The 23,346-nt window shown below is 63.6% G+C and carries 23 protein-coding genes; 11 read left to right on the top strand and 12 right to left on the bottom strand.

What is annotated here, in order from left to right:
- Nucleotides 1–163 precede the first annotated feature (163 nt).
- A complete protein-coding gene (locus tag YUO_RS0110415) occupies nucleotides 164–664 on the top strand; it encodes an L-2-amino-thiazoline-4-carboxylic acid hydrolase (RefSeq protein ID WP_051379357.1) in 501 nt (166 codons plus the stop codon).
- Between the two features lie 105 nt (nucleotides 665–769).
- Complete coding sequence (locus YUO_RS40425; RefSeq protein ID WP_035726383.1) at nucleotides 770–1,621, top strand: phytanoyl-CoA dioxygenase family protein; 852 nt, start codon at nucleotides 770–772, stop codon at nucleotides 1,619–1,621.
- A gap of 176 nt (nucleotides 1,622–1,797) precedes the next feature.
- On the opposite strand, the gene YUO_RS0110425 is transcribed toward YUO_RS40425, so the two are convergent.
- On the bottom strand, nucleotides 1,798–3,462 hold the full coding sequence (locus YUO_RS0110425) for a flavin-containing monooxygenase (RefSeq protein WP_028347196.1): 1,665 nt from the start codon (nucleotides 3,460–3,462) through the stop codon (nucleotides 1,798–1,800).
- A 169-nt stretch (nucleotides 3,463–3,631) separates the two neighbouring features.
- A complete protein-coding gene (locus YUO_RS0110430; RefSeq protein ID WP_028347197.1) occupies nucleotides 3,632–4,363 on the bottom strand; it encodes a gamma-glutamylcyclotransferase in 732 nt (243 codons plus the stop codon).
- A 203-nt stretch (nucleotides 4,364–4,566) separates the two neighbouring features.
- On the opposite strand from YUO_RS0110430, the gene YUO_RS0110435 reads away from it, so the two are divergent.
- Entirely contained in the window at nucleotides 4,567–6,159 is a 1,593-nt protein-coding gene (locus tag YUO_RS0110435; RefSeq protein ID WP_028347198.1) for a gamma-glutamyltransferase family protein, read from the top strand.
- 208 nt (nucleotides 6,160–6,367) lie between these two features.
- Here YUO_RS0110435 and YUO_RS0110440 read toward each other — a convergent pair whose 3' ends face one another.
- From YUO_RS0110440 to YUO_RS0110460, 5 genes are all read right to left on the bottom strand, one after another.
- A complete protein-coding gene (locus tag YUO_RS0110440; RefSeq protein WP_235782675.1) occupies nucleotides 6,368–7,480 on the bottom strand; it encodes a DUF1236 domain-containing protein in 1,113 nt (370 codons plus the stop codon).
- Nucleotides 7,481–7,700: 220 nt separating this feature from the next.
- On the bottom strand, nucleotides 7,701–8,993 hold the full coding sequence (locus tag YUO_RS0110445) for an NAD(P)/FAD-dependent oxidoreductase (protein WP_028347200.1): 1,293 nt from the start codon (nucleotides 8,991–8,993) through the stop codon (nucleotides 7,701–7,703).
- 10 nt (nucleotides 8,994–9,003) lie between these two features.
- Nucleotides 9,004–9,735, bottom strand: a complete 732-nt coding sequence (locus YUO_RS0110450) for an amino acid ABC transporter ATP-binding protein (RefSeq protein ID WP_028347201.1) — start codon at nucleotides 9,733–9,735, stop codon at nucleotides 9,004–9,006.
- Nucleotides 9,732–10,385, bottom strand: coding sequence for an amino acid ABC transporter permease (locus YUO_RS0110455; protein WP_028347202.1), 654 nt, complete (start codon nucleotides 10,383–10,385; stop codon nucleotides 9,732–9,734). Before YUO_RS0110455 ends, YUO_RS0110450 begins: the two co-directional genes overlap by 4 nt.
- The gene (locus tag YUO_RS0110460) at nucleotides 10,385–11,152 is read right to left on the bottom strand and encodes an ABC transporter substrate-binding protein (protein WP_083754544.1); all 768 of its coding nucleotides are present in this window, start codon (nucleotides 11,150–11,152) and stop codon (nucleotides 10,385–10,387) included. Before YUO_RS0110460 ends, YUO_RS0110455 begins: the two co-directional genes overlap by 1 nt.
- 162 nt (nucleotides 11,153–11,314) lie before the next feature.
- Between YUO_RS0110460 and YUO_RS0110465 the strand changes: the two genes are divergently transcribed.
- Both YUO_RS0110465 and YUO_RS0110470 read left to right on the top strand, forming a co-directional pair.
- Nucleotides 11,315–11,998 carry a cupin domain-containing protein gene (locus tag YUO_RS0110465; RefSeq protein WP_028347204.1) on the top strand — a complete coding sequence of 228 codons (684 nt, stop codon included), beginning with the start codon at nucleotides 11,315–11,317 and terminating at the stop codon, nucleotides 11,996–11,998.
- Between the two features lie 17 nt (nucleotides 11,999–12,015).
- On the top strand, nucleotides 12,016–14,313 hold the full coding sequence (locus YUO_RS0110470) for a molybdopterin-dependent oxidoreductase (protein ID WP_028347205.1): 2,298 nt from the start codon (nucleotides 12,016–12,018) through the stop codon (nucleotides 14,311–14,313).
- Between the two features lie 157 nt (nucleotides 14,314–14,470).
- On the opposite strand, the gene YUO_RS0110475 is transcribed toward YUO_RS0110470, so the two are convergent.
- Both YUO_RS0110475 and aptA read right to left on the bottom strand, forming a co-directional pair.
- Nucleotides 14,471–15,736: a D-amino acid dehydrogenase gene (locus YUO_RS0110475; RefSeq protein WP_028347206.1), complete on the bottom strand. Its 1,266-nt coding sequence runs from the start codon at nucleotides 15,734–15,736 to the stop codon at nucleotides 14,471–14,473.
- 64 nt (nucleotides 15,737–15,800) lie between these two features.
- Complete coding sequence (gene aptA / locus YUO_RS0110480) at nucleotides 15,801–17,129, bottom strand: omega-aminotransferase AptA (RefSeq protein ID WP_028347207.1); 1,329 nt, start codon at nucleotides 17,127–17,129, stop codon at nucleotides 15,801–15,803.
- A 153-nt stretch (nucleotides 17,130–17,282) separates the two neighbouring features.
- On the opposite strand from aptA, the gene YUO_RS0110485 reads away from it, so the two are divergent.
- The 3 genes from YUO_RS0110485 (at nucleotide 17,283) to YUO_RS0110495 (ending at nucleotide 19,404) form a co-directional block, all read left to right on the top strand.
- Complete coding sequence (locus YUO_RS0110485; protein WP_028347208.1) at nucleotides 17,283–17,831, top strand: cupin domain-containing protein; 549 nt, start codon at nucleotides 17,283–17,285, stop codon at nucleotides 17,829–17,831.
- A 98-nt stretch (nucleotides 17,832–17,929) separates the two neighbouring features.
- Nucleotides 17,930–18,370 (top strand): ester cyclase, encoded by a 441-nt coding sequence (locus tag YUO_RS0110490; protein ID WP_028347209.1) that lies wholly within the window; start codon nucleotides 17,930–17,932, stop codon nucleotides 18,368–18,370.
- Nucleotides 18,371–18,522: 152 nt separating this feature from the next.
- Entirely contained in the window at nucleotides 18,523–19,404 is an 882-nt protein-coding gene (locus YUO_RS0110495) for a beta-keto acid cleavage family enzyme (protein ID WP_028347210.1), read from the top strand.
- A 21-nt stretch (nucleotides 19,405–19,425) separates the two neighbouring features.
- Here YUO_RS0110495 and YUO_RS0110500 read toward each other — a convergent pair whose 3' ends face one another.
- Nucleotides 19,426–20,037, bottom strand: a complete 612-nt coding sequence (locus YUO_RS0110500; RefSeq protein ID WP_028347211.1) for a TetR/AcrR family transcriptional regulator — start codon at nucleotides 20,035–20,037, stop codon at nucleotides 19,426–19,428.
- A gap of 118 nt (nucleotides 20,038–20,155) precedes the next feature.
- Between YUO_RS0110500 and YUO_RS0110505 the strand changes: the two genes are divergently transcribed.
- Complete coding sequence (locus tag YUO_RS0110505) at nucleotides 20,156–20,644, top strand: tautomerase family protein (RefSeq protein WP_028347212.1); 489 nt, start codon at nucleotides 20,156–20,158, stop codon at nucleotides 20,642–20,644.
- Nucleotides 20,645–20,694: 50 nt separating this feature from the next.
- Nucleotides 20,695–21,471: a crotonase/enoyl-CoA hydratase family protein gene (locus YUO_RS0110510; protein WP_156908568.1), complete on the top strand. Its 777-nt coding sequence runs from the start codon at nucleotides 20,695–20,697 to the stop codon at nucleotides 21,469–21,471.
- An 18-nt stretch (nucleotides 21,472–21,489) separates the two neighbouring features.
- Here the strand turns inward: YUO_RS0110510 and YUO_RS40430 are convergent, their stop codons facing one another.
- The gene (locus YUO_RS40430) at nucleotides 21,490–22,509 is read right to left on the bottom strand and encodes a LysR family transcriptional regulator (protein ID WP_198028020.1); all 1,020 of its coding nucleotides are present in this window, start codon (nucleotides 22,507–22,509) and stop codon (nucleotides 21,490–21,492) included.
- Between YUO_RS40430 and YUO_RS43755 the strand changes: the two genes are divergently transcribed.
- Nucleotides 22,508–22,945: a cupin domain-containing protein gene (locus YUO_RS43755; RefSeq protein ID WP_051379360.1), complete on the top strand. Its 438-nt coding sequence runs from the start codon at nucleotides 22,508–22,510 to the stop codon at nucleotides 22,943–22,945. The two genes, YUO_RS40430 and YUO_RS43755, sit on opposite strands and share 2 nt — an antisense overlap.
- A gap of 51 nt (nucleotides 22,946–22,996) precedes the next feature.
- On the opposite strand, the gene YUO_RS0110525 is transcribed toward YUO_RS43755, so the two are convergent.
- Complete coding sequence (locus YUO_RS0110525) at nucleotides 22,997–23,275, bottom strand: DUF1488 family protein (RefSeq protein ID WP_028347214.1); 279 nt, start codon at nucleotides 23,273–23,275, stop codon at nucleotides 22,997–22,999.
- Between the last annotated feature and the right edge of the window lie 71 nt (nucleotides 23,276–23,346).

Here is a 23,346-nt window from a genome sequence, read left to right on the forward strand (position 1 = left end):
CGGCCAAAAGATTTGAACCGCCTACGACGGGCGTTTGCGCGGCCTTGGCGCTTTGCGCGTCATGCATCAGATTTTCTAAGTCAATCGTTCAATTTATCTCGGTTGCGCTCGCCTCGCCGGCAGCAATATCTCGCTGAAGGTCGGGAAACAAAAGGATCCTGCGATGAACGTGCTCGACGATTATATGGTCGATCCCCGCCTGTCGCTGTTGGACAAAACGCGGATCCAGGCGCAGGTGCTGGTGCCGATGCTGCGGGCGCTGCGCGCGGAACTGGGCCAGGAAAAGGCTGACGCGATTGCGCGACAAGCCTTGCGCGACTGGTCGAAGGCGCTGTTCGCCGCCATCGGCGAGAACGTCGAGGGCAGCGCGCGGCGCAAATGGGCGACCATGCATACCGCGCTCGCTGAAGTCACCGAGCGGGAAGTAACGGTCGAGATGCGCCGCCACGATGAGGCGGCGCTGGAATTCGACGTCACGAATTGCCGGTTCGCGGAATTCTTCCGCGCGCTCGGCGAGCCGGAACTCGGCGCGCTGCTGGTCTGCGCCACCGATTTCGATATCGTTGCCGCCGGCGGCAACGAGGTCAGCCTCAGGCGCGACCAGACCCTGATGCAGGGCGCACCGAGCTGCACGTTCCGCTACGCATTTGCACCGCGATCATGATTTGCGCCACCGTCGACGCTGCAGAAATCTCGTGAAAACCGCCCGTAGTTGCGTATGATATGCGCAAGAGGCCTGGCTTGACCGGGCTCACGAGGGAGAGCGCAGATGGTAGCGACAGCGGAGCAGGTTTTGCCCTGGCTCGGGGCACGCTCATTCGCCTCCTTAAAGGAAGAGTTCGACCGCAGCGGTTACCTGATCTTCGAACGCGTTCTTGCGCCCGACCGCGTCGCCGAAGTCCGCGCGGCGGTGGCGCCACATCTGGCGCGCGATCTGTTCGGCCGCAACGATTTCGAAGGTACCAGAACCAACCGCGTGTATGCTCTGCTGGCAAAATCGCCTGTCTTCGCCGAGCTCGCGATCCATCCGCTCGCGATGGCCTTTGTGGAAGCCGAACTCGGCGAGAGCTGCCTGTTGTCTGCTCTGCTCGCGATCAATCTCCATCCCGGCGAGACCGTCCAGCCCTGGCATTTCGACGACAGCGGCGTGAAGATTCCGCGCCCCCGCCCCGCCCTTGGCATCAGCACGTTCTGGGCGATCGATGATACGACCGAGCAAAATGGCGCCACCGAAATCATTCCTGGAAGCCATCTGTGGGACGGGCAATATATCGAGGGCGCGGTGAAGCCAACCCATTTCACTAACGAAGCCGGTCACGAGGAAGGCGACAGGCCTGACGCCGTGAAGCTGATCATGCCATCCGGATCCCTGGCCATCACCAAGGGAACGCTATGGCACCGTGGCGGCGCCAACCGGTCGAACCAGCCGCGCCTGATCATCACGCCGCAATATTGCGTGGGCTGGGTGCGGCAACTCGAGAACATGGCGCTCGCCGTCCCCGCCGAGGTCGCCAGCAAATTGCCCGAGCGCGCCCGCGAGCTGATCGGCTATTCGATCCATCCGCCGTTCATGGGCTATGTCGATGGCGTTCATCCGAGACGCCTGCTGCGGACGCAGTGACGTGATGCAAGCAAAGGCGCGAGCGCGACGATCGAACTCGAACTCGTAGGATGGGTTGAGCTCTTTCGAAACCCATCGCCTTTCCAAAGACGATATGTTTCGCGGAGTCTATCACCGGGCCGGCCGAAGGCGGACCCGTAGGCTCAACCCATCCTAGCTCAGCCTTTATGCGTATTTTACTCCGCGGCGGCCGCGGACCTCGCCGCTGCCTGTGCGCCCGTATCGAACACGATTCCCTCATACCCCTTATCGGCAACTTCGGTGATCGCCGCGACATATTTCGGCGTGCCGCCATTGTACACGAGGTAGCGGGTCTTGCCGTGCTCGTGGCCGGGGATATTGGAATTGTAGCCGGTGAACCACGACTTGGCTTTGCGCATCAGCATGATGGCGTACATCTTGGTCACGTGCGCGGTCCAGCGCGCCTGCGCTTCGGCCGTTGGCTCGGCCCGCGTGTAGCCGCGGTCCCACATGTAGCCGAGCATGCCCATGCACCAGCCGACGCCGTTCTCGATGCCGCGCGGAAAATTCGTCGAGGCTGAGCCGCTTTGCGGGCCGGTCGGCATCAGCAAGTTCGGAAAGCCATGCGCCATCATGCCGAGAAAGGTCGAGGGTCCGTCGCGCCATTTATCGGCGAGCTTCACTCCGTCGACGCCGGTGATGTCGATCGCGTCGAATGCGCCGGTGATGGCATCGAAGCCGGTGGAGTAAACGATGATATCGAGCTCGTAATCGCGCGCGCTGGTGCGCAGGCCCATTTCGGTGACCCGCAGAATCGGCGTCTCGCTGATGTCGACGAGATGCACATTGTCACGGTTGTAGGCCTCGAGATAGTTGGTCTCCAGCGGCACCCGCTGCACGCCAAAGCCGTGATCCTTCGGAATCAGCTTTTCCGCCGTCACCGGGTCCTTCACGCGCCTTCGGATGCGATCGGCGATGTAAGCGGAAAACTCGGCATTGGCCGCCTCGTCGGTAAAAATCTCGCGAAAATTGCTGAGCCAGATCCCGAAGCCGGGCTCGTCATAGAGCTTGTCCCACAGCGCGATCCGCTCCTCGCGGGTGGCTTCATAGAAGCCGCGCCTATCCGGCTCGTGCTCGAAACCGCCGGGCGTGCGCTTGCAGGCGGCAAAGATTTCATTGTAGCGCGAACGGATGTCGGCCATTTCCGCGTCCGAGATCGGGCCGTTGTTGAGCGGCGCGCTCCAGTTCGGACGCCGCTGAAACACCGTGAGTTCACCGACCTTGTCGGCGATCTCGCCGATCACCTGGATCGCGGTGGCGCCGGTGCCGATAATGCCGACCTTCTTGCCGGACAGTTCAACCGGCTCGTGCGGCCAATAAAACGTATGGAATGAACGCCCCTTGAACGTCTCCATGCCCTCAAGCCGCGGTAGCGTCGGTACCGAGAGCAACCCGACCGCAAGAATGAGGAATCGGCAGCTCAGTTCACGCCCATCGTCGAGCCGGAGCCGCCACAGATGACAGCCCTCGTCGAACGCCGCCGCTTTCACCTTGCGGTTGAACCGCATGTATTGGCGCAAATCGAACTTGTCGGCGACATAGTTGAGGTAGCGAAGATTCTCCGGCTGGCTCGAAAACCGCTCCTGCCAGTGCCATTCGTTGAGCAGCTCTTTCGAGAAGGAATAGCCGTAGGTGTAGCTCTCGGAATCGAATCGCGCGCCGGGATAGCGGTTCCAGTACCAGGTTCCCCCGAGATCGGGGGCGGCATCGAGCACGAGGGCATCCACGTCGAGATCGGCCAGCCGCTTGATCTGGTAAATGCCCGACACGCCCGCACCGACAACAACGACCTCGTAGTGCGACTTGATCTCCCCAGTCATGCGCACCCTCTCCACTAATTATTTCGGCGTCGATCGTCTTCGCGCGGCGGCTCTTATGATGCCAACTATCCGCGTCCTGCACTTGCGTCAGGATGCCGGATTGTGCGGCAAAATCAGCCTAAAACATTGTTTGAAAATAGACGCGGCAGGCCGCCGTGAGGTGACCGCCTCAAGCCCCGGGAGCGCCGCCGATCTGCGCATGCAACTGCGCGACATACGGATCCTCGATCTCCAATGCCTGCAACTGCGTCGCCAATTGCACGAGGTATTCGCGGTTAGTACCGAGAACGCCCTTCCCGCTCGCGATCATCGCGGCGGTCTCGGCGAGCGGCAGTTCGCCGACATAACTCGGGTGCGAGCGGTTGGAGGTGAAGGCGAGTGCGGTAATTGGTCCCTGCGGCGTCGTCATCGGCATCATCGCTGGCGCGTAGCCGCCGCGCAGCATTTCGCGGCGCCACAGGATCGCGGTCTCGGCATGGACGGAATCGGCCGCAATGCGGAACGCCAGCCCGCGGCAACATCCCAATTTCGGCTCCAGCGAGAGCATCAGCGCCGGATAGTCGTGCGATCCCCGGCCGAGATTGATCTTCAGCGTGAAGCGGCGCTGATAATTTTCGACGTCGGCGAGCCGGACTTCGGCAAAGTGAAAACCGGGGTCCCACATCAGCGAACCGTAGGAGTAGATCCAGAGGTCGTCGCCATCAGGGTGATTGCCGAGCACCGCAAGCCGCGACGCCTCGATCACTTCGTCCGAGAGCCGCCAGCCTGCCGGCCATCCCGCGGCCCGCGCCCGCTGCTCCCACATCGCAAACATCTCCGGCGTCAGGCGCAGTAGCGATTTTTCCGGGTGCGTTACCCGGGCTCGCAGGTCCGGCAGATGAATGAATGCGTCGGCGGTCAAGTCAGTATGCTCCTTTGTGGATACGGCCATCGTTCGCAATGTGCCATTGTCGGACGCAAGACGCCAACACGAAGGCGGGCGATGCGAATTCCCAGCATGTTATTCTGTCATGGCTGGCCTGAGATTTTTAGGGTGTAATGACGTCAGCGAAATTTTCCGCCCGACCGGCAACCACACACGTTACAGGGATCAAAGGCAATCCGATGCACGACCAGTTCTCCAATACCCAAGCGATACGCAAGCCGGCCGTCACTTCCAAAGGCGGCATCGTTGCCGCGCAATCAAGCAGGGCGGCACAGGTGGGAGCCGAGGTGCTGGCTGCGGGCGGCGACTGCGTCGATGCCGTGATCGCGACGACGTTTGCGCTTGGCGTTCTGGAGCCCTGGATGAGCGGGGTCGGCGGCGGCGGCGCGATGGTGCTCTATCGGGCGCGCGAGAACCGCTATGAAGTGATCGACTACGGCATGCGGGCGCCGCTCAGCCTGCGGGTGGAAGATTATCCGCTGACCGGCGGTGGCGCGGCTTCCGACATCTTCCCCTGGCCGCGGGTAAAGGACGACCGCAACATTCACGGGCCCGGCTCGATCGCCGTGCCCGGCGTGGTCGCCGGCATGGAAGAGGCACACCGCCGCTACGCCAAGCTGCCGTGGAAGGAGTTGCTGGCGCCGAGCATCTCGCTCGCCGGCGAAGGGCTTGCGGTCGACTGGTGGACCACGGTGATGATTTCGAGCGCCGCAGCAGACTTGCGGCGTTACCCCGCGAGCGCCGCCGCCTATCTCCAGGACGGCCTGCCGCCGAACCCGCAATGGGGCATCAGGTCCAAAGTCCGCATGCCGCAGGATCGGCTCAAGGCCACGATGGCGCAACTCGCCGGCGCCGGCCCGCGCGACTTCTATGAAGGCGATCTGGCGCAAAGCCTCGCCGCCGACATTCAGGCGGCCGGCGGCGCGCTGTCGGTCGAGGATCTCAAGCCATTTCGCGGCATTGTGCGCGAGCCGCTGGCAATCCCCTATCGCGGCGGCAAGGTGTTCGCGACGCCCGAACTCACCGCCGGGCCGACGCTGGCGCGCACGCTTCGTCTGCTGCAGGAAAATCTCGAGCCTGCGCGCGGCGGACCGGACGCGGCGGCCTACATCGCCTATGCATCGGCGCTGCAAAAAGCGTATCGCGAACGCCTCAAGGACATGGGCGATGAAGACGGCAGGCGCGCGCTCGGAGCCGAGGCGTTGGCGCCGGCCTGCACCACGCATTTTTCCGCCGTCGACCGCGACGGCAACATGGCCGCGGTGACGCAAACCTTGCTGTCCACCTTCGGCTCCAAATTCGTAACGAACCAGACCGGCATCACCATGAACAACGGCATCATGTGGTTCGACCCGACCCCAGGCACGCCGAATTCGCTGGCGCCGGGCAAACGCTGCCTTACCAACTACACGCCCGTGCTGGCGCAGGCGGCGGACGGAAGGCGCATCGCGGTCGGCGCTTCGGGCGGTCGGCGCATTCTGCCGGCGGTAAGTCAGCTTCTGTCCTTCGTGATGGATTACGGCATGGATCTCGATGCCGCAATCCATCAGCCGCGCATCGACGCCAGCGAAGGCGCGATCGTGATCGGCGACGTCCGCCTGCCGCAGGCCGCGCGCGAAGCGCTGGGCTCGCGTTTCGATTACGAGGAGGCCCGCATCCAGAACCTGCCGATGAAGTTCGCCTGCCCCAGCGCGGTGCTGCGCGACGGCGAAACCAACAGCGGTGCGACCGAGCCGTTCCACGCCTGGAGCGAGACAGTGGCGGAGGGGTGAGGCAGGAAGCATAGCTGCGCCCTTACCCGCCGCCCCAAACCTCGTAGGGTGGGCAAAGCGTAGCGTGCCCACCATTTCTATCTGTGGTCTCGGAGCGATGGTGGGCACGGCGCAAGAGCGCCTTTGCCCACCCTACGATAGCCGCTGGACAAAAAAGTGCGGCAACCATGTGCCGCACTCTTCGATCTCAGTGATCCTCCAGCGGTCCTTACCGCGTCTGCGGTTCGATCGTGACCGTGCACTCGCCGCCTTGCATGGCGACCACGATCTGTCCTTCCGAGGCGCCCAGTGCAATCGGGTTCGTCGATCCACCGCCGCCCGGCGCACGAACGCTGACGCTGATCGAATCCTGCGGTGCGGTCGAACCAACCGTCGTAGGCGACTCTTCGGTAACATTGCCCGCGGTATCCCGGCGCATGATACGGCAGGGCGCACCGCCGGCCTGAGCCATCGCGTCGGCCGCACGCCCACCGCCGGCGGTCTCGCCGCCTGCGGCGGCGCGAATGCGCGACGCGTCACGCGGGATATGGCTCACGATCCGCTGCGTGCGGGGTTCGACGATCACGATTTCCTCCTCGGTTGTGAAGTAATCGTAACCGCGGTACTGCGGCTCGATCGAGACGATCGTGGCCGGCAGCCGTTGCACCCGGACATGGCGCGGGAGCCGCTCGCCTACCCGGATCGAGATGTTGAGATTGCGCTGCGGCGGCGCGAGACGCTCGCGGGTCAGCGTCTCGGAGATGCGCACCTGCTTCTCGGTCGAGATCTGCTGGCGGTCCTGCGTCTGGGTGGTCTGGGTCTGCGTGCGCGTGGTTTCAGTCGCGGTCGCCGGCCGGTCCTTGCTCTGCTCAGCCGCATCCTTCGAGGTTCTGCCCTGTTGATCGCGGCTCGGCTCCTTCTGCGTGGTGGTTGTGCCCTCGCGCTCCTTCTGGGATGTCGTTGTTCCGCTCTTGGTCTTTTCTGACTCGGCGGTGCCCTTGGTTCTGTCTTTGGCACTGTCCTTAGCGCTCTCCTTGGCATCGCGGCCGCGATCGGCCTCCCGATCGCCCGGGCGGGCGCCCTTGGTTTGCTCCGTGGCCCTCTTCGCGTCATCGCCGCGGCCACGCTTGCTGTCTTCGCTCGCAGCCGTTGGACGCTCGGCCCCAGGTGCAGCCTTGCCCTTCTCGCCGGCCTGCCGGGAACCGGCTCCTCTTTCCTCACGACCCGGCGCGCCTTGAGCCTTCTGTTCCGTACCCTTCTCCGCGCCCTTGGCGCGTTCCTGCGCTCGCTCGGGGCCGCGTTCCTGCGATGCAGCACCCTTGCCACGATCGCTAGGCTGCATCTGTTTCGGTTCCTCGCTTCTTCCACCCGGGGCCTGGCCATACGATAGCCCCGGTGCCAGCATCAGGCAGATAATCCCAGTCGATAACAATAGCTGCTTGCGCATCTAAACCTCCTCCAAACAGGCCCTGCGCAGGCGAACGTTCGCCGGGCATGGAAGGTTCCGTCCGGGGGCGAGCGATGGTCGCTGGTAGCTGGTCGTAGGCTGCGCGACCGCGGCGTCACAGCCCCAGCCCGTCCCGCACCCTGCCCGCCAGCACCGCAGCTGTGACACCGAGCGGCCAGAACGCGTGCATCGCCATCGGCTTGATGCCTGAAATCGGCATATCGATCACGGCATCTCTGCCTCCGACGAGACGGCGCGCAAGTTGCGCGCCCATCGCGGTCGAGAGCGCGACGCCGCGGCCGTTGCAGCCGAGCGAGATCAGAAGGTTCTCTGCCGGCTCATGCACGTGGGGATAGTGATCGGGCGTGATCGCGAGCCGGCTATTCCAGCCGTGCGTCCAGGTCACGCCTTTCAGCCGCGGCCACAGCCGTTCGGCATAGCGGATGAGATAGGCGACATCGCCAGGCTTGCTGATCCAGCGCATCGGCCCGCGTCCGCCCATCAACAAACGATTCTGCGCATCGATCCGGTAATACACCGTGATGTGGCCGCTCTCGTACAGCACCGAGCGCGTCGGCATGATTTCGCGCGCGACCTCCTCGGATAACGGCGCGGTGGCCGCAATCGATGAAAACACCGGCACGATGGTGCGGCGCAGGCCCGGCCACAGATCGTCCGTGAATCCGTTGGTTGCCAGCAGCACTTTTTTGGCGCGCACGATCCCGCGCGGCGTCTCAACGCGCCAATGCGCGCCTTCACGCGACAAGGAGAGCACCGGCGTCTCGCCATGGACGGCTGCGCCGGCCGCGATCGCGGCGCGCGCCAACCCGCGCGCATAGCTCAGCGGATGCAGGTCGCCACCGCGATTGTCCAGCATGGCGCAGAGATAGCGGTCGGTGCCGGTGGTCTCCCGCATCTGCTCGCGGTTCAAGAGCGTCACCGGCATGCCGCGCCGGATGCACTGCTTTGCCGTGGTTTCGATTTCCCCGGCGCTCGCCTCGTTATAGGCTGCGCGCAGCGTACCGTTCTGCCTTGCTTCGCAGGGAATCTGGTAGCGGCGGATCAGGTCGAACGTGTAGTTGGTGGTGCCGTAGGCGAACGCGATCATGCGGCCGCCGAGCTCGGCGCCGAAATCGGCCTCGATCTGGTCGGGGTCGTGCTTGAGGCCTGGATTGACCTGACCGCCATTGTTGCCCGAGGCGCCCCAGCCCGGCTGTTGCGCTTCCAGCACGATCGCATTCACGCCCCGCTCGGCCAGATGCAATGCGGTGGACAGCCCGGTGAAACCGCCGCCGATGATTGCGACCGCAACGTCCTTGTCTCCATCGAGCGGCGGCGTCGGTGCCGGAGCGACCGCCGTATCGGCGTAGAGACTTGGCGGCAGCGGTAGTCGGATCGGCGCATTCATGCTGGCGAACTCAGAGCGGATGCAGCACGCGACGCAAAAAATCCTGCGTGCGCGCATGCTGCGGTTGATTGAGCACGGACTTCGCAGGCCCCTGCTCGACGATCACGCCGCCATCGATGAACAGCACGCGGTCGGCGACATCCCCAGCAAACCCCATCTCGTGGGTGACGACGACCATGGTCATGCCGTCGTCGGCAAGCCTGCGCATCACCGAGAGCACGTCGCCGACCAGTTCGGGATCGAGCGCCGAAGTCGGCTCGTCGAACAGGATCGCCTTCGGCTGCATCGCAAGCGCGCGGGCAATCGCGACGCGCTGCTGCTGGCCCCCCGAGAGTTGCGGCGGATAGCTGTCGGCCTTCTCGGCAAGCCCTACCTGCGCCAGTAGCGCGCGGCCGCGCTCCAGCGCTTCGGCGCGCGGCTCCTTCTTCACATAGACCGGCCCCTCGATGACGTTTTCGAGCGCGGTACGGTGCGGAAACAAATTGAAGCGCTGGAACACCATCGACACTTGCGTCCGGATCGCTACGATCGAGGGCGCGTTGCGGTCGACCCGCGCGCCTTCGACAAGGATGTCGCCGCTGTCATAGCTCTCCAGCCCGTTGATGCAGCGCAGGATGGTGGATTTCCCGGAGCCTGAGGGGCCGATGACGCAGACCACCTCGCCCTTCTCAACGGAAGCCGTGATGCCCTTGAGCACCTCGACCTTGCCAAAACTCTTGTGAACGTTGGTGAGTTCGATCATTTGTGGCCCGCGCGCTTTTCGAAGTGACGAACCAGCAGAATGAGCGGGATGCTCATGGTGAGATACATCAACGCCACAAGCGTGAACACGCTGGTATTCTTGAAGGTGGAGGACGCGATCAGCTTGCCCTGCAGCGCGAGCTCGGCGACCGTGATGGTGGAAGCTTGCGACGAATCCTTCAGCATCATGATCATGATGTTACCGTAGGGCGGCAGCACGATCTTGATCGCTTGCGGCAACACCACGCGGCGCATGGTCTGCCACCAGCCCATCCCGATCGCCTGCGCCGCCTCGATCTGCCCCTTGTCGATCGCCTCGATGCCGGCGCGGAAATTCTCCGCCTGATAGGCCGAATAGGCGATGCCTAGCCCTAAGATCGCCGCCTCCAGCGCCGTCAGCGTGAGGCCGAGTTCGGGCATCACGAAGTAGAGATAGAACAGCATGACGATGATCGGGATGCCGCGGATCACGTTGATCAGCCCGGCGCTGAACCCTGAGAAAATGCCGATGCCGGATACCCGCATCAAGGCCCAGACCAGGCCGAGCGCGGTCGACAGCAACAGCGAGCCGATGGTGACGATGACCGTCAGCGCCACGCCGCTCATCAGGATCGGCAGGAACTCGGTCGCGTCGCGCCAGAACGCCTGCATCAGGCACCCTGCGCCTTGAGGCCCCATTTATCGAGGATCTTTTCGACCGTGCCGTTCGCCTTCAGTTTTGCAAGCGAAGCGTTGATCTTGGCGAGCAACTCGGTATCGCCCTTGCGGACGCCGATGCCGACAGAACCGACAGTCGCCGGCTTGTAGCTCTCGACAATGCGCGCCTCGGGGAAGCCGCCTTGCTTCAGGTTATAGGCGAGGATCGGATAATCGGCGAAGCCGGCTTTGAGGCGGCCTGCATTCACGTCGCGCAGAATATCGGGAATGGTGTCGTAGGCCTTGACCTCGCTGAACAAGCCCGACTTCTTCAGCGCATCGACGAACGCCGTGCCAACCTGCGCGCCGACCACTTCGCCTTTCAGATCGTCCTGCTTGGTGTAGGTCTTCGTGTCGCTCTTCGGCACCAGGAGGCCCTCGCCGTAGCTGTAGAACGGCTCGGAAAAATCGATCACTTCCTTACGCGCCGGGGTGACGAACATCGCCGCCGAGATGATGTCGATCTTGTTCGAGGTGAGCGAGGCAATCAGGGTCGAGAACTGCATCGGCTCGATCTGCACCTGGAAGCCGGCGTCCTTGCCGATCTCGGTGATGAGATCGACCATGATGCCCTGAATGCTGTTGGTCTTGGTGTCGAGGAAGGTGAAGGGTACGCCGGTCGGCGTCGAGCCCACTTTCAGCACCTTTTGCGCGGATGCCGGCATTGCGGCTGTGAGAACCAAGGCCGCTACCGCGGCCTGAACGAGACGCTTCAGAGCCATCGAACCACCTCCTGAAACTGCACCCCCGCCCGGGCCCGCCCGCATCAGACCAAAGAGTTGCGGGCAACGCCATTCAGGCCTATTTTCACCAATATGAAATTGTGGCCACACTTCCATGCGGTTTGCAAGCGATTTTCATGCACATGAAGGAAGCGGTCTGACGTGAGCGGCGGCAAGCGAATAAAGAAACCGGCGTTCAAGGCCAAAGCAAGGGCCGCCGGAAAGGCGACGGCCAGGTCGAGGGCGAAGGCCAGCGCCAGGCCGGCCGAGCCGGCGATGGACCTTGCGGTCGGCCGCCGCATCCGCGACCTGCGCCGCGAACACAAGCTCTCGCTTGAGACGATTGCGGCGAAGACCGGTCTGTCGATCGGCTTTCTCAGCCAGATCGAGCGCGGGCTGTCGTCGCCTTCGCTCCGCGTGCTGGCAACGCTGGCCGACGTGCTTGGCGTCGGTATCGCCGCGCTGTTCGGCTCGCAGCCGAACGACGCGGCGGCATCCGGCGGCGTGGTGACGCGCGAAATGCAGCGCGCCGAACTCAAACTGTGGCGCACCGGCATTTCAAAACAATTGCTGAGCCCGGCCGGTACCGAAAACCGCCTCAATCTGTTTCTGGTGCACATGGATCCCGGCGGCAACACCGGCGACGAGCTTTACACCCATGATGGCGAGGAGGCGGGACTGGTGCTGGAAGGCGAGATGACGCTGACGGTCGACGCCGAAACCTGGTCGCTCAAGCGGGGGGACAGTTTTCGCTTTGCCAGCCGCAGGCCGCACCGCTTCTCAAATCCCGCGAAAGATGCGAAAGCGGTCGTGCTGTGGGTGAATTGCGTGACGCAGGCGTCATGAACATTCTGGAACAACGGATGGATCAAGCCCGAGAGGATTGGAGCCCACACAGCGCGCATTGGGGCGCCTTCGCGGCGCGGTGGAACGGCGCGACGCTGGATATCAAGCCGTACGAGCACGATCCGGCGCCCTCCCCGATGTTGCAGAATTTCACCACGGCGATGCGCCACAAGGCCCGCATCCTGCGGCCGATGGTGCGCAAGGCATGGTTGGAGCGAAGCGCACCCGCTCCGCGCACGTTCGACCAGAAATTCGTCGCGTGCCCCTGGGACGAAGTGCTCGACCTGCTCGCAGGCGAACTGGCGCGGATCCGAACCGAACATGGCGCCGCCGCGGTCTATGGCGGCTCCTATGGCTGGGCCAGCGCCGGACGTTTTCACCATGCGCAGAGCCAGGTTCATCGCTTCCTGAACACCGCGTTCGGCGGCTATGTGCGTTCGGTGAACAGCTATAGCGCCGGTGCCTCGGCCGTGATCCTGCCGCACGTCCTCGGCGGCTTCGAAGGCATCTCGCGCCACAACGTGACGTGGGATCAGATCGCCGAGCACACCGATACTGTGCTGGCCTTCGGCGGCATGGCGCTGAAAAACTCGGACGTCGCAAGCGGCGGCATCAGCCGGCACATCGAGCGCGACGCGATGCAAAGGGCCGCGCGCCGCGGCGCCGTCTTCTACGGCATCGCTCCCTTGCGCGACGACATGCCGGAAGCGGCCGGCGCCCGGTGGATGCCGATCAAGGTCGGCACCGACGTCGCACTGATGCTGGCGCTCGCGCACACGCTCCTCGTCGAGGATCTGTGGGACAGCGGCTTTGTCGCGCGCTATTGCACCGGCTTCGACATCTTCGAACGCTATCTGCTCGGCCGCGACGACCATACGCCGAAGGACCCGGCATGGGCGGCCGACATTACCGGCGTTCCGGCCGGCACCATCGTCGACATCGCCCGCCGGCTGCCGCGCGGACGTACCTTGATCACGGTCTCGCATTCCCTGCAGCGGGCGCAATATGGCGAGCAGCCGGTGTGGATGGGCGCGGTGCTCGCGGCCATGCTGGGCCAGATCGGCCTGCCCGGCGGCGGATATAATTACGCGCTCGGTGCGCTCGGCCACACCGGCCGCCGTCTCAATGCGGTTCCAATCCCGACGTTGTCGCAAGGCAAGAACGGCACGGCCGAGTTCATCCCGGTCGCGCGTGTCGCCGACATGCTCCTCAATCCGGGACAACCGTTCGAATACAACGGCCGCACGATGCGGTATCCCGATATCAAGCTGGTCTACTGGGCGGGCGGCAACCCCTTCCATCATCACCAGGATATCAATCGGCTACGACGGGCCTTCAATGTCCCGCAAACCATTGTCGTGCACGAGAGCGCCTGGACGCCGATGGCGAAGTTTGCCGACATCGTGCTGCCGGCGACCATGACGCTGGAGCGCGACGATATCGGCGCCGCCGGCACCGATCCAAGGCTGGTCGCGATGCGCAAGGCCGTGGACCCGATCGGCGAAGCACGCGACGATTTCGATATTTTTGCCGCGCTGTCGCGGCGATTGGGCGTCGAACAGGCCTTCACGGAAGGACGCGATACCAGGCAATGGCTGGCCCATCTTTACGAGCCGACGCGGCGGGCGCTTGCCGATGCCGGTTGGGATGCGCCTGACTTCGACGAATTCTGGCGGCGCGGCGAACTCGCGCTGCCACCGGCCCCCGATGATGGCGGCTTTCTGCGCGCCTTCCGCAACGATCCCGTCAAGAACAAGCTGCCGACGCCAAGCGGCAAGATCGAGATCTATTCGAAAACCATCGCAGGCTTCGATTACGACGATTGCCCGCCCCACCCGGCATGGCTGCCGTCGACCGAACTGCCGGATCAGCGCCACCCGTTGACGATGATCGCCAACCAGCCGGCGACCCGGCTGCACAGCCAGCTCGACTTCGGTGCCTACAGCCAGTCCAAAAAAGTTGCCGGCCGGGAAGCCGTCCGTCTCAACCCCGTCGATGCGACGCGCCGCGGCATCGCCAATGGCGACATCGTCCGCCTGTTCAATGATCGGGGCGCGTGTCTGGCCGCCGCCGCCGTTTCAGACGACGTCATGCCCGGCGTGGCGCAATTGTCCACCGGCGCCTGGTACGACCCGCAAGCCGGCACAGCAGAACATCCGCTCTGCGTTCACGGCAACCCGAACGTGCTCACCCGCGACATCGGCACATCACGGCTGGCGCAAGGTTGCTGCGGTCAGGTGACGGTGGTCGAGTGCGAGAAGTATTCGGGCACACTGCCTCCGATTCGCGCCTTTGATCCTCCCGAGAAGGATTGAAGCGGACGGTAGCGGGGTGACGCGCCAGCGTCATTCCGGGGCAATGCGAAGCATCGAACTATGGTGCGCAATTGCGCACCTGAGAATCTCGAGATTCCCCGGTGCGCAATTGCGCACCTGAGGTCGGGTGCTTACGCACCATCCCGGAATGACAGTGCTAGCCAAATCTGTGATCGTACCGGCTCACGCTGAGCTCGCTCACGTCGATATCCGGCTTTCGTCCCGAGATCAGATCCGCCAGCACCCTCCCCGAGCCGCACGCCATGGTCCAGCCGAGCGTGCCGTGGCCGGTGTTGAGATGCAAATTGCCGTAGCGCGTCGCGCCGATCACCGGCGGTCCATCCGGCGTCATCGGGCGCAGGCCGCACCAGAAGCTCGCCTTGCTCAAATCGCCGCCGCGCGGAAACATGTCGGTCAGCGAGTGATCGAGCGTCGCCCGCCGCGCCGCATCGAGCGTATTCGAATAGCCGGAAATTTCCGCGGTGCCGCCGACGCGGATGCGGTCACCCAGCCGCGTGATCGCGACCTTGTAGCTCTCGTCCATCACGGTCGACACCGGCGCCCCGTCGGGATCGATAATGGGGACCGTGATCGAATAGCCCTTCACCGGATAGACCGGGACAAAAACACCCAGAGGTTTGAGCAACCGCGGCGACCAGCTTCCGAGCGCAGCGACATAGGCATCGGCCTGCAACAACCCCGCGCTGGTGACGACGCCGGTAATCTTGCCGCCTTCCGCGACCAGCCGCTCGATCGTGGTATTGAACTTGAACTGCACCCCGAGCTTTGCTGCTTCCCTGGCGAGCGCCTGCGTGAACATGTGGCAATCGCCGGTCTCGTCCTGCGGCAATCGTAACCCGCCGACGAATTTTTCCTTCACGGCCGCGAGCGCCGGTTCCGCACCGATGCAGCCGGTGCGATCCAAAAGCTCGTACGGCACGCCATATTGCTTGAGCACCGCGATGTCGTCGCCGGTCGAGTCGAGCTGCTTCTGCTTGCGGAAGAGCTGCAGCGTGCCGCGGCTGCGCTCGTCATACGTGATGCCGATCTCGGCGCGCAGCGCGCGCAAGGAATCGCGGCTGTATTCGGCGATCGGGATCATCCGGCTCTTGTTGACCGCGTAGCGCTCTGCCGTGCAGTTGCGCAGCATCTTCAGCCCCCAGATCCACATGACAGGATCGAGCTTCGGCCAGATCACCAGCGGCCCGTGCCGCATCAATAGCCACTTGATCGCCTTCACCGGCACGCCGGGGCCGGCCCAGGGCGAGGAATAGCCGGGCGAGACCTCGCCGGCATTGGCAAAACTGGTTTCCTGTGCAGGCTCAGCCTGGCGGTCGACGACGACGACTTCGTGGCCGGCGCGCGCCAGATAATAGGCTGTGGTGACGCCGATCACGCCACTGCCGAGAACGATGACTTTCACGATTCCTCACGCATCTGCCGCGGCGTCGCACGCCGCGGCCGCTCTATATTCTTCAGAGCAAGGATCAGGCCACACGCTTGATCGCGTCGCCCAGGATCGAAACCATGTCGTCGATATGGCTCTTCTCGACGATCAGGGGCGGCGACATCGCAAAAGAATCGCCGCTCATGCGCAAATAAAGCCCGCGATTGAAGCAATCCACCATCACGTCATAGCCTCGCGCGCCGACGCCGTCGCTGCGCGGCGAAAGCTCGACCGCGCCCATCAGGCCGACATTTCGGATGTCGATCACATTGGGCAGGCCTTTGAGCGAGTGCAGCGCATCGCGCCAGTATTCGGCCAGCGACGCGCCGCGCGTCAACAGCCCCTCGTCCTTGTAGATGTCGAGCGTCGCCAAGCCAGCGGCGCAGGCGGTCGGGTGCGCCGAATAGGTGTAGCCGTGGAACAGCTCGATCGTGCCCTCGGGGCCGGTCATCAGCCCGTCGTGAATCTTGCGGCTGGCAAACACTGCACCGCAGGGCACGGTGCCGTTGGTGATGCCCTTGGCGGTCGTCATCATGTCAGGCGTGACGCCGAAATAATCAGCCGCAAACGGCGTGCCGAGGCGGCCGAAGCCGGTGATGACCTCATCGAAGATGAGCAGGATGCCGTGCTTGTCGGCGATCTCGCGCAGGCGCTTCAAATAGCCCTTCGGCGGCGGCAGCACGGCGGTCGAGCCCGGCACCGGCTCGACGATGACGGCGGCGATGGTGTCGGCGCCATGCAGCGCCACCATCCGCTCGAGATCGTCGGCGAGCTCGGCACCATGCTCCGGCTGATCCTTCGCAAAGGCGTTGCGGGCGAGATCGTGGGTGTGACGGATGTGATCGACGCCGGGCAGATGGGTGGCGAACGCGCGGCGGTTGGCCACCATGCCGCCGACCGACATGCCGCCGAAGCCGACGCCGTGATAGCCTCGCTCGCGGCCGATCAAGCGCGTCCGCGTGCCCTGCCCGATGGCGCGTTGATAGGCCAGCGCGATCTTCAGCGCGGTATCGACCGATTCCGAACCCGAATTGGTGAAGAAGACGCGATCCAGTCCCTTCGGCGCGATCTCGGTGAGCCGCTCGGCAAAGTCGAACGCCAGCGGATGGCCCATGTTGAACGAGGGCGCGAAGTCGAGGTTCATCAATTGCCGCTCGACGGCGGCGGCAATCTGGCGGCGGCCATGGCCGGCATTGACGCACCAGAGGCCGGCGGAGCCGTCGATCACCTTGCGGCCATCGACGGTGGTGTAATGCATGCCCTCGGCGGAGGCGAACAGGCGGGGCGTTTTCTTGAACTGCCGGTTGGCCGTGAAAGGCATCCAGAACGAGTCGGTCTGCAGGGTGTTCGGCTTCTGATGAAGGGTCACGGTCTAGCTCCTTTGCTGGCAGCTCAAGGGAGCACCGGGCCACGCTCGGGAAGCCACAACAAGTCCTTTTCTGCACTCCTGCAACCCATTGATTTTGCTAGCCCGGTCAGGGCATATTTGTTCGATCCGAAACACCTGCAACAGGGATTTCCGATGAGCGTCGATATCGGTGGGCGACTCCGTTTCGTCCGAGCCCGCCACAAGCTGTCGCAGCGCGAGCTGGCAAAACGCTCCGGCGTGACCAATTCGACGATCTCGCTGATCGAATCGAACCAGATGAACCCGTCCGTCGGCGCGCTGAAGCGCATCCTCGACGGCCTGCCGATGGGGCTTGCCGAATTCTTCGCGATCGAGCCGGAGCGGCCGCGCAAGGCGTTCTACCGCTCCGACGAGCTGACCGAAATCGGCAAGCAGCCGATCTCCTACCGCCAGGTCGGTGACAATCTGTTCGGCCGCGCGTTGCAGATCCTCAAAGAACGCTACGAGCCGGGCAGCGACACCGGCCGGGTACCGCTGACGCATGACGGCGAGGAAGGCGGCATCGTCGTGAGCGGCCGGCTGGAGGTGACGGTCGACGACGAGCGCCGCATCCTCGATCCCGGCGATGCCTATTATTTCGAAAGCCGCCGGCCACACCGCTTCCGTTGTGTCGGAGGCAAACCGTGCGAGGTGATAAGCGCCTGCACGCCGCCGACGTTTTGAGAAGCCAAGGCTGCGCCCTCATCAATCCGCTACTTGCAACGATAGGCTTTGGCTTTCAATACTCGGACACAATTAGGTCTCGGCCCAAGGAGGGGTTCATGGATGAGCCAGTGTTAAACTTGGACGGCGTTGTCCTTTCACCTCAAAAAGAGCTGGTGCGCATATTCTACAAGGAGATGTGGGATCGTGCTGACAAAAGTCTAATCCCCTCCATTTTCCATCCGAACTTCACGTTTCGTGGCTCTCTAGGTCCTTCGCTAGTCGGGCATGGCCAATTCGCCGAATACGTGGATTGGGTAACAACCGCCTTTGCCAACTACACGACGGACATGCTGGTTCTGATTGAGGAAGGCAATCGCGTAAGCGGCAAGATGCGCTTTCACGGCTACCATCGTCAGGAGGTGTTCGGGGTGGCTCCGAGCGGCCGCCATGTATGGTGGACCGGTATGCCGATCTTCACATTCGACAGCGGCAAGGTTCGCGACCTCTACGTACTCGGAGATATCTACGGTCTGATTGAGCGAATGCGCTCGGCATAATATTCGTCACCGCATACGTCCGTGTCGGATCATTTGCAGGCATTCGCCAGAGCCCAAAGGTAGCGTCTGCCTGGCCTCAGAAATCGCACATCGCTCGTTTACGAGTACACGCCCTATAGATAGAAGAACTGGATCTTCAGGAGGGCGATACCGTGCGCAAAGTCTGGATCGAAGCGGCCCTGAACGGCTCGTGGGGCCGCGCGCTCCAACCCGGCATTCCTGATACCGTCGAGACCATCATCGCCGAGGGCGTCGCCTGCGCGCATGCCGGCGCTACCATCGTTCACGTCCACGCCTATGATGGCGGCGGCCCGCAGACCTACGACTGGCAGGTCTATGCCCGCATCATTGAAGGCATTTGCAACCAGGTCGATGTGCCGGTCTACCCCTCCTATCCGGCCTTCATAACCACAGGCAGTGACGACAGCCCACTCGCCGACGCGGAGGACCGATTTGCCGACATCGAAGAGCTTGCCGCGCGCGGCCTCCTGGATTTTGCCGTCATCGACCCCGGCAGCGTCAATCTGAGCCTGACAAAAATCACGGCGGACACACAGCCTGGCGGCACCTACATGAATCCGGAATCCCAGATCCGGTATGCGCTCGATTTCGCAGCACGCCACGGCCTGCATACCGATTTTGCGATCTACGAGCCCGGCTTTTTGCGTGCCGGCGCAGCGCTCGCGCGCGCGGCCGGCGTCAAGGCGCCGATCTATCGCCTGATGTTCTGCGATCTGATCGCGGTCGGCCTTCCACCCAAGCCATATGCGCTTGCGGCCTACCATGCGCTATTGGAGGAGGAAGCGCCCGGCGCGCCCTGGATGATTGCGGGCGTCAGCGCCGATCTGCGCCCGCTGTTCACCGATACGATCGCACGCGGCGGCCATATTCGCGTCGGCCTCGAAGATGCGCCGCTCGGCACCACCGTGAGCAATCTCGAACTGGTCGAAGAGGCCGTGCGCCTGGTGCGCGAGCACGGCGCGGAGCCGGCCACGCCTGCTGAGATGCGGCAGGCGCTGGCGGCATCCGCCTGAGCTGCACCGCGCCGGTCTGCTTCACTTCCCCAGGGCGCTCGACAGCACCAGCTCCAGCTCCTGCCTGACATCGTCCAGCGGCTGGGCGCTGCGCGCGGCGCGGCACATCGCGACCGTTCCCTCGGTCGAGGCGATGACGAGCGCGGCGAGCCGCCGGGCGCGCGCGGGCGCCACGCCCTCGCGGCGCAGCGCCGTGAACATGATGCGCTGCCAATCGGCAAATACGCCCTCGGCAAGGTCGAGCAGATGCCGCTGCGCGGCTTCGTCCGGCGCGCCGTCCTTATCCGTCGCGTCATTGACATACTGCTCGACCGCGACGGCGAGCACCGGGCAGCCGGCCTGGAATTTCGACTTCTCCAGGGTCTGACGCCACAGCGCGATGAAGGTACGCAGACCCGCAATCGCGCCGCGCGACTGCGTCAGGTGCTCCAGCGGCCTGCTGACCTGTTTGCCGGCAAAGACTACCGCGTCCTCGATCAGTTGCTGCTTGCCGCGCGGAAAATGATGGCCGATCGAGCCGCGCGGCGTGTCGGTGTGGCGGACCACCTCGCGCATGCTGGTGGCGTTGACGCCGCGGCGGCTCATCAGGTCGGCGGCCCCTGCCACCATTTTTGTGCGGGTATCTGACGTCATCGGAGATCCTCGTCGGCTGGACAGTTCATCCTAGAATATGACACTTGACATAGCCAGCCCGATCTGAACTATGCCACGCGTCATAGTCGGTAAAAGCCAAGGCAGAAGGAAGCGCGCGATGACGTTTATCCATGTGATGACGCCGCAGGGACGGTTGAACGCCGATCAGCGGCGGGTGCTGGCCAAGACGCTGACGGACGCCGTCCTCGTGCCGGAGGTCGGCAAGCTGACGCCTGAAGCGCGCCGCGGCTATCAGGTCCATTTCGTCGAGCGCCCGCTCGACATGATCGCGCACGGCGGGGAATTGCTCTCGGACAAGCCCAGCGACGTGATGGTGCTCGACGTCGTGGTGATGGACTGCTGCTGGACGCGCGAGGATCGCGCCACCGTCATCCGCAACATCCATGCCGCGCTTGCGGACGCCTGTGGAATGAAGACACCCTCGCCAGGCTGGTGGATCAATTTCCGTATCATCGAGGAAGGAAGCTGGGGTTCGCGCGGCGGCGTGCTGTCGTTCCTCGACCTGCTCGAACATGGCGCATCGCATTTTTCACCGGAACGCGCCACGGCAATCCGCACTGCACTCGCCGTCAAATACGAGCGATAAACACGCGCGCGTCGCACCGCATTTTGAGAGCAATCAGGATGGAGAAGACCATGAGCGAAGGAACAATCCGCACCGAAATCCACGATCGCATCTTCAAGATCATCATCGACAATCCCGCCAAGAAGAACGCGTTCTCGCCCGCGATGATGGAGCAATTGTCGGACGCGCTGACCGAGCTCCACAATAACGACAACTATTGGGTCGGCGTGATCTGCGCCGAAGGCAAGGATTTCACCGCCGGCCTCGACATGCCGAAATTCTTCGGCCCCAACGCCGAGAAGCGGAATTTTAGGGAGGGCAATGTCGACGTCTTCGGCCTGCAGAAGCGCTGCAAGAAGCCGATCGTGTCAGCGGTGCAAGGCATCGTCTTCACCATCGGCATCGAGCTGATGCTGGCGGGCGACATCGTCGTCGCCGCCGACGACGCCCGCTTCTGCCAGATGGAATCCAGGCGCGGCATCGCCCCGCTTGGAGGTGCGCATTTCCGCTTCCTGTCGCGCAGCGGCTGGGGCAACGCGATGTATCATTTGTTCCTGTGCGACGAATTCACCGCAACGCGCGCCCGTGAGATCGGGCTGGTCCAGGAGGTGGTGCCGGCCGGCCAGCAAATCGAGCGGGCGATGGCGCTCGCCAAGATCATTGCCGGCAATGCGCCGCTCGGCATTCAGGTCACCAAGGAAGCGGCCCTTCAATATGTCGAGCACGGCGAGGCGGCGGCCATCGCCTACATTCCAAAAATCCGCGAGCGCGTGCTCAACAGCTCCGATGCGCGCGAGGGCATTCAATCCTTCATCGAGCGTCGCGCTGCGGTGTTTCAGGGCAAGTAGGCGCGGGCTGCCCGCCTCTCATCCTGTCAGGATCGATTTCAACGAGTCGCGTTCTTCCACGATGAAGTCGAAGAACGCCGCGATGCGCGGGACGCGCCTGATATCCGGGTGGGCCAGGAGCCGCCAGCTTCGGGTCAATTCAGGGACGGGCCCGAGAACGCGGACCAGATCCGGCTCCGCATCGCCGAGCGCCGTCGGCAGCGGACCGAGGCCGACGCCGGATTTCACGGCCGAGACCAGCCCGAGCACGCTGTTGTTGCGCACCGGCATGGGGGCGCCGGGCGCCACTTCCTTGAGCCACTTGGCGGCGCGGTGGTTGGCGAGCGTCTCATCGAAACCGACGAGAAGGTGACGCGACAGATCCTCGGTTCGTTCGGGCTTGCCGTGGCGCTCAATGTATCCATGGCTGGCATACACCGCCCAGACCGAGTCGGCGATCTTGCGGCCCACCAGCTCATCGTCGGTATCGCCTGAGCGAAACGCAACATCCACTTCGCCCCTCGACAAATCAAGATAGCGGTCGCTGGTGATAAACTCGACGCGAAGCTGCGGGTAACGGGCATGGAAACGGTCGATCAACGTCGACTGGGTCATGCGATAGACGATCGGCTCGGGGCAGGTGACGCGGATCACGCCCTTTAGCTCCTGCTCGAGGTCGGTTGCCCGCCTTTGGAAATCATCGACCGCCGCCTCGATGCGCTCGGCATATTTCAAGAGCGTGTTGCCGTATTCGGTCAGGCGATAGCCGGTGTTCTGCCGCGTCACCAGGGCCCGCCCCAGTCTGCGTTCGAGTTCTTCGAGGCGGCGATGCACCGTCGATTGGCTGGTGCCGAGCGCCTTGCCGGCCGCGATCGTGCTGCCGTGACGCGCCACCGCGAGAAAGTATTTCAGATCGTTCCAGTCGAACATTCGCCCATTATGCACTTCTGCGGCGGGGTTTCGCAATCTTGCGGCTCCCGCGGCAAGGCAGCGGCCCGTAGGCTTCTTCGCGCCGAAAACACCCGCGCGGTCCCTGATCGACACAAGGAGCGAAAACATGCGCAGCCATTTCATCCCGGCATTTTTCCTTCTCACCGGCCTCGGCGCTGGCCTCGACAATCCCGCATCGGCGCAGCCGCAAGGAGCGCCCGCGCCGAGTATCGCCAAGCCGAATATGGTGCTGCAACAGGTCGTCGAGGGATTGCCAAAGGATGACAAGCAAACCGTGCGGGTGATGACCGCAACGTTCAAGCCTGGCGACAAGACCGTGTATCACACCCATCGCTTTCCGGTGACGGTCTACGTCCTCGAAGGCGCCTTCACGCTCGAACTCGAAGGCCGTCCACCGCTTAACGTCAAGGCCGGCGAAGCGATGGTCGAACCGCCGAACGTGCCCATGACCGGCTATAACCGCAGCTCCACCGAGCCGACCAAGGTGGTCATCTTCTATGTCAGCGCGAATGACACGCCGTTCCTGGACTTGCATTCGCACTAGGCGGCCTGCCATCGCGGCGACGACATTGCCTGGAGCAGGTCAGCAATAGAGCTAGCCGCGAAAATCGATGCTGCGCAGGATGATGCCGGGCGGGGTCCCCTCGAACTCCCCCGCTTCGAACTTGCGCGACGCGCATTGTTCGATGCGGTCGCGCAGCCGAAGGAATTGTTCTTCGCGCTGGCTGGTCGCCGTGCGCGAGGCATGTTCCAGCTCATCCATCGCGGAGGCGCTGACCGCGCACGGTATTTCCCTCGGGCCGTCCATCATGGAAAACAGCAGCACCATGCGGTCGAACTCATAACCGCCAATGTTTCCGCGTGCGAGTGCCATCGGGTGTCCCTCCCGAGTGAAACGATAATTGAGAAACGATAACTGCCTTGGCTTGTTCCTCATCTTGCCTG

The sequence above is a fragment of the Bradyrhizobium murdochi genome (assembly GCF_000472965.1).
GTDB classification, from domain to species: domain Bacteria; phylum Pseudomonadota; class Alphaproteobacteria; order Rhizobiales; family Xanthobacteraceae; genus Bradyrhizobium; species Bradyrhizobium murdochi.

Bases quoted from the DNA above. Each gene is read 5' to 3' on its own strand.
- YUO_RS0110445 (WP_028347200.1), bottom strand. From the start codon at position 8,993: ATGAATGCGCCGATCCGACTACCGCTGCCGCCAAGTCTCTACGCCGAT.
- YUO_RS43755 (WP_051379360.1), top strand. From the start codon at position 22,508: ATGCGCAGCCATTTCATCCCGGCATTTTTCCTTCTCACCGGCCTCGGC.
- YUO_RS0110440 (WP_235782675.1), bottom strand. From the start codon at position 7,480: ATGCAGCCTAGCGATCGTGGCAAGGGTGCTGCATCGCAGGAACGCGGC.
- YUO_RS0110505 (WP_028347212.1), top strand. From the start codon at position 20,156: ATGACGTTTATCCATGTGATGACGCCGCAGGGACGGTTGAACGCCGAT.
- YUO_RS0110455 (WP_028347202.1), bottom strand. From the start codon at position 10,385: ATGCAGGCGTTCTGGCGCGACGCGACCGAGTTCCTGCCGATCCTGATG.
- YUO_RS0110415 (WP_051379357.1), top strand. From the start codon at position 164: ATGAACGTGCTCGACGATTATATGGTCGATCCCCGCCTGTCGCTGTTG.
- YUO_RS0110435 (WP_028347198.1), top strand. From the start codon at position 4,567: ATGCACGACCAGTTCTCCAATACCCAAGCGATACGCAAGCCGGCCGTC.
- YUO_RS0110460 (WP_083754544.1), bottom strand. From the start codon at position 11,152: ATGGCTCTGAAGCGTCTCGTTCAGGCCGCGGTAGCGGCCTTGGTTCTC.
- YUO_RS0110425 (WP_028347196.1), bottom strand. From the start codon at position 3,462: ATGACTGGGGAGATCAAGTCGCACTACGAGGTCGTTGTTGTCGGTGCG.
- YUO_RS40430 (WP_198028020.1), bottom strand. From the start codon at position 22,509: ATGTTTTCGCTCCTTGTGTCGATCAGGGACCGCGCGGGTGTTTTCGGC.
- YUO_RS0110485 (WP_028347208.1), top strand. From the start codon at position 17,283: ATGAGCGTCGATATCGGTGGGCGACTCCGTTTCGTCCGAGCCCGCCAC.
- YUO_RS0110450 (WP_028347201.1), bottom strand. From the start codon at position 9,735: ATGATCGAACTCACCAACGTTCACAAGAGTTTTGGCAAGGTCGAGGTG.
- YUO_RS0110500 (WP_028347211.1), bottom strand. From the start codon at position 20,037: ATGACGTCAGATACCCGCACAAAAATGGTGGCAGGGGCCGCCGACCTG.
- YUO_RS40425 (WP_035726383.1), top strand. From the start codon at position 770: ATGGTAGCGACAGCGGAGCAGGTTTTGCCCTGGCTCGGGGCACGCTCA.
- YUO_RS0110470 (WP_028347205.1), top strand. From the start codon at position 12,016: ATGGATCAAGCCCGAGAGGATTGGAGCCCACACAGCGCGCATTGGGGC.
- YUO_RS0110490 (WP_028347209.1), top strand. From the start codon at position 17,930: ATGGATGAGCCAGTGTTAAACTTGGACGGCGTTGTCCTTTCACCTCAA.
- YUO_RS0110510 (WP_156908568.1), top strand. From the start codon at position 20,695: ATGAGCGAAGGAACAATCCGCACCGAAATCCACGATCGCATCTTCAAG.
- YUO_RS0110525 (WP_028347214.1), bottom strand. From the start codon at position 23,275: ATGGCACTCGCACGCGGAAACATTGGCGGTTATGAGTTCGACCGCATG.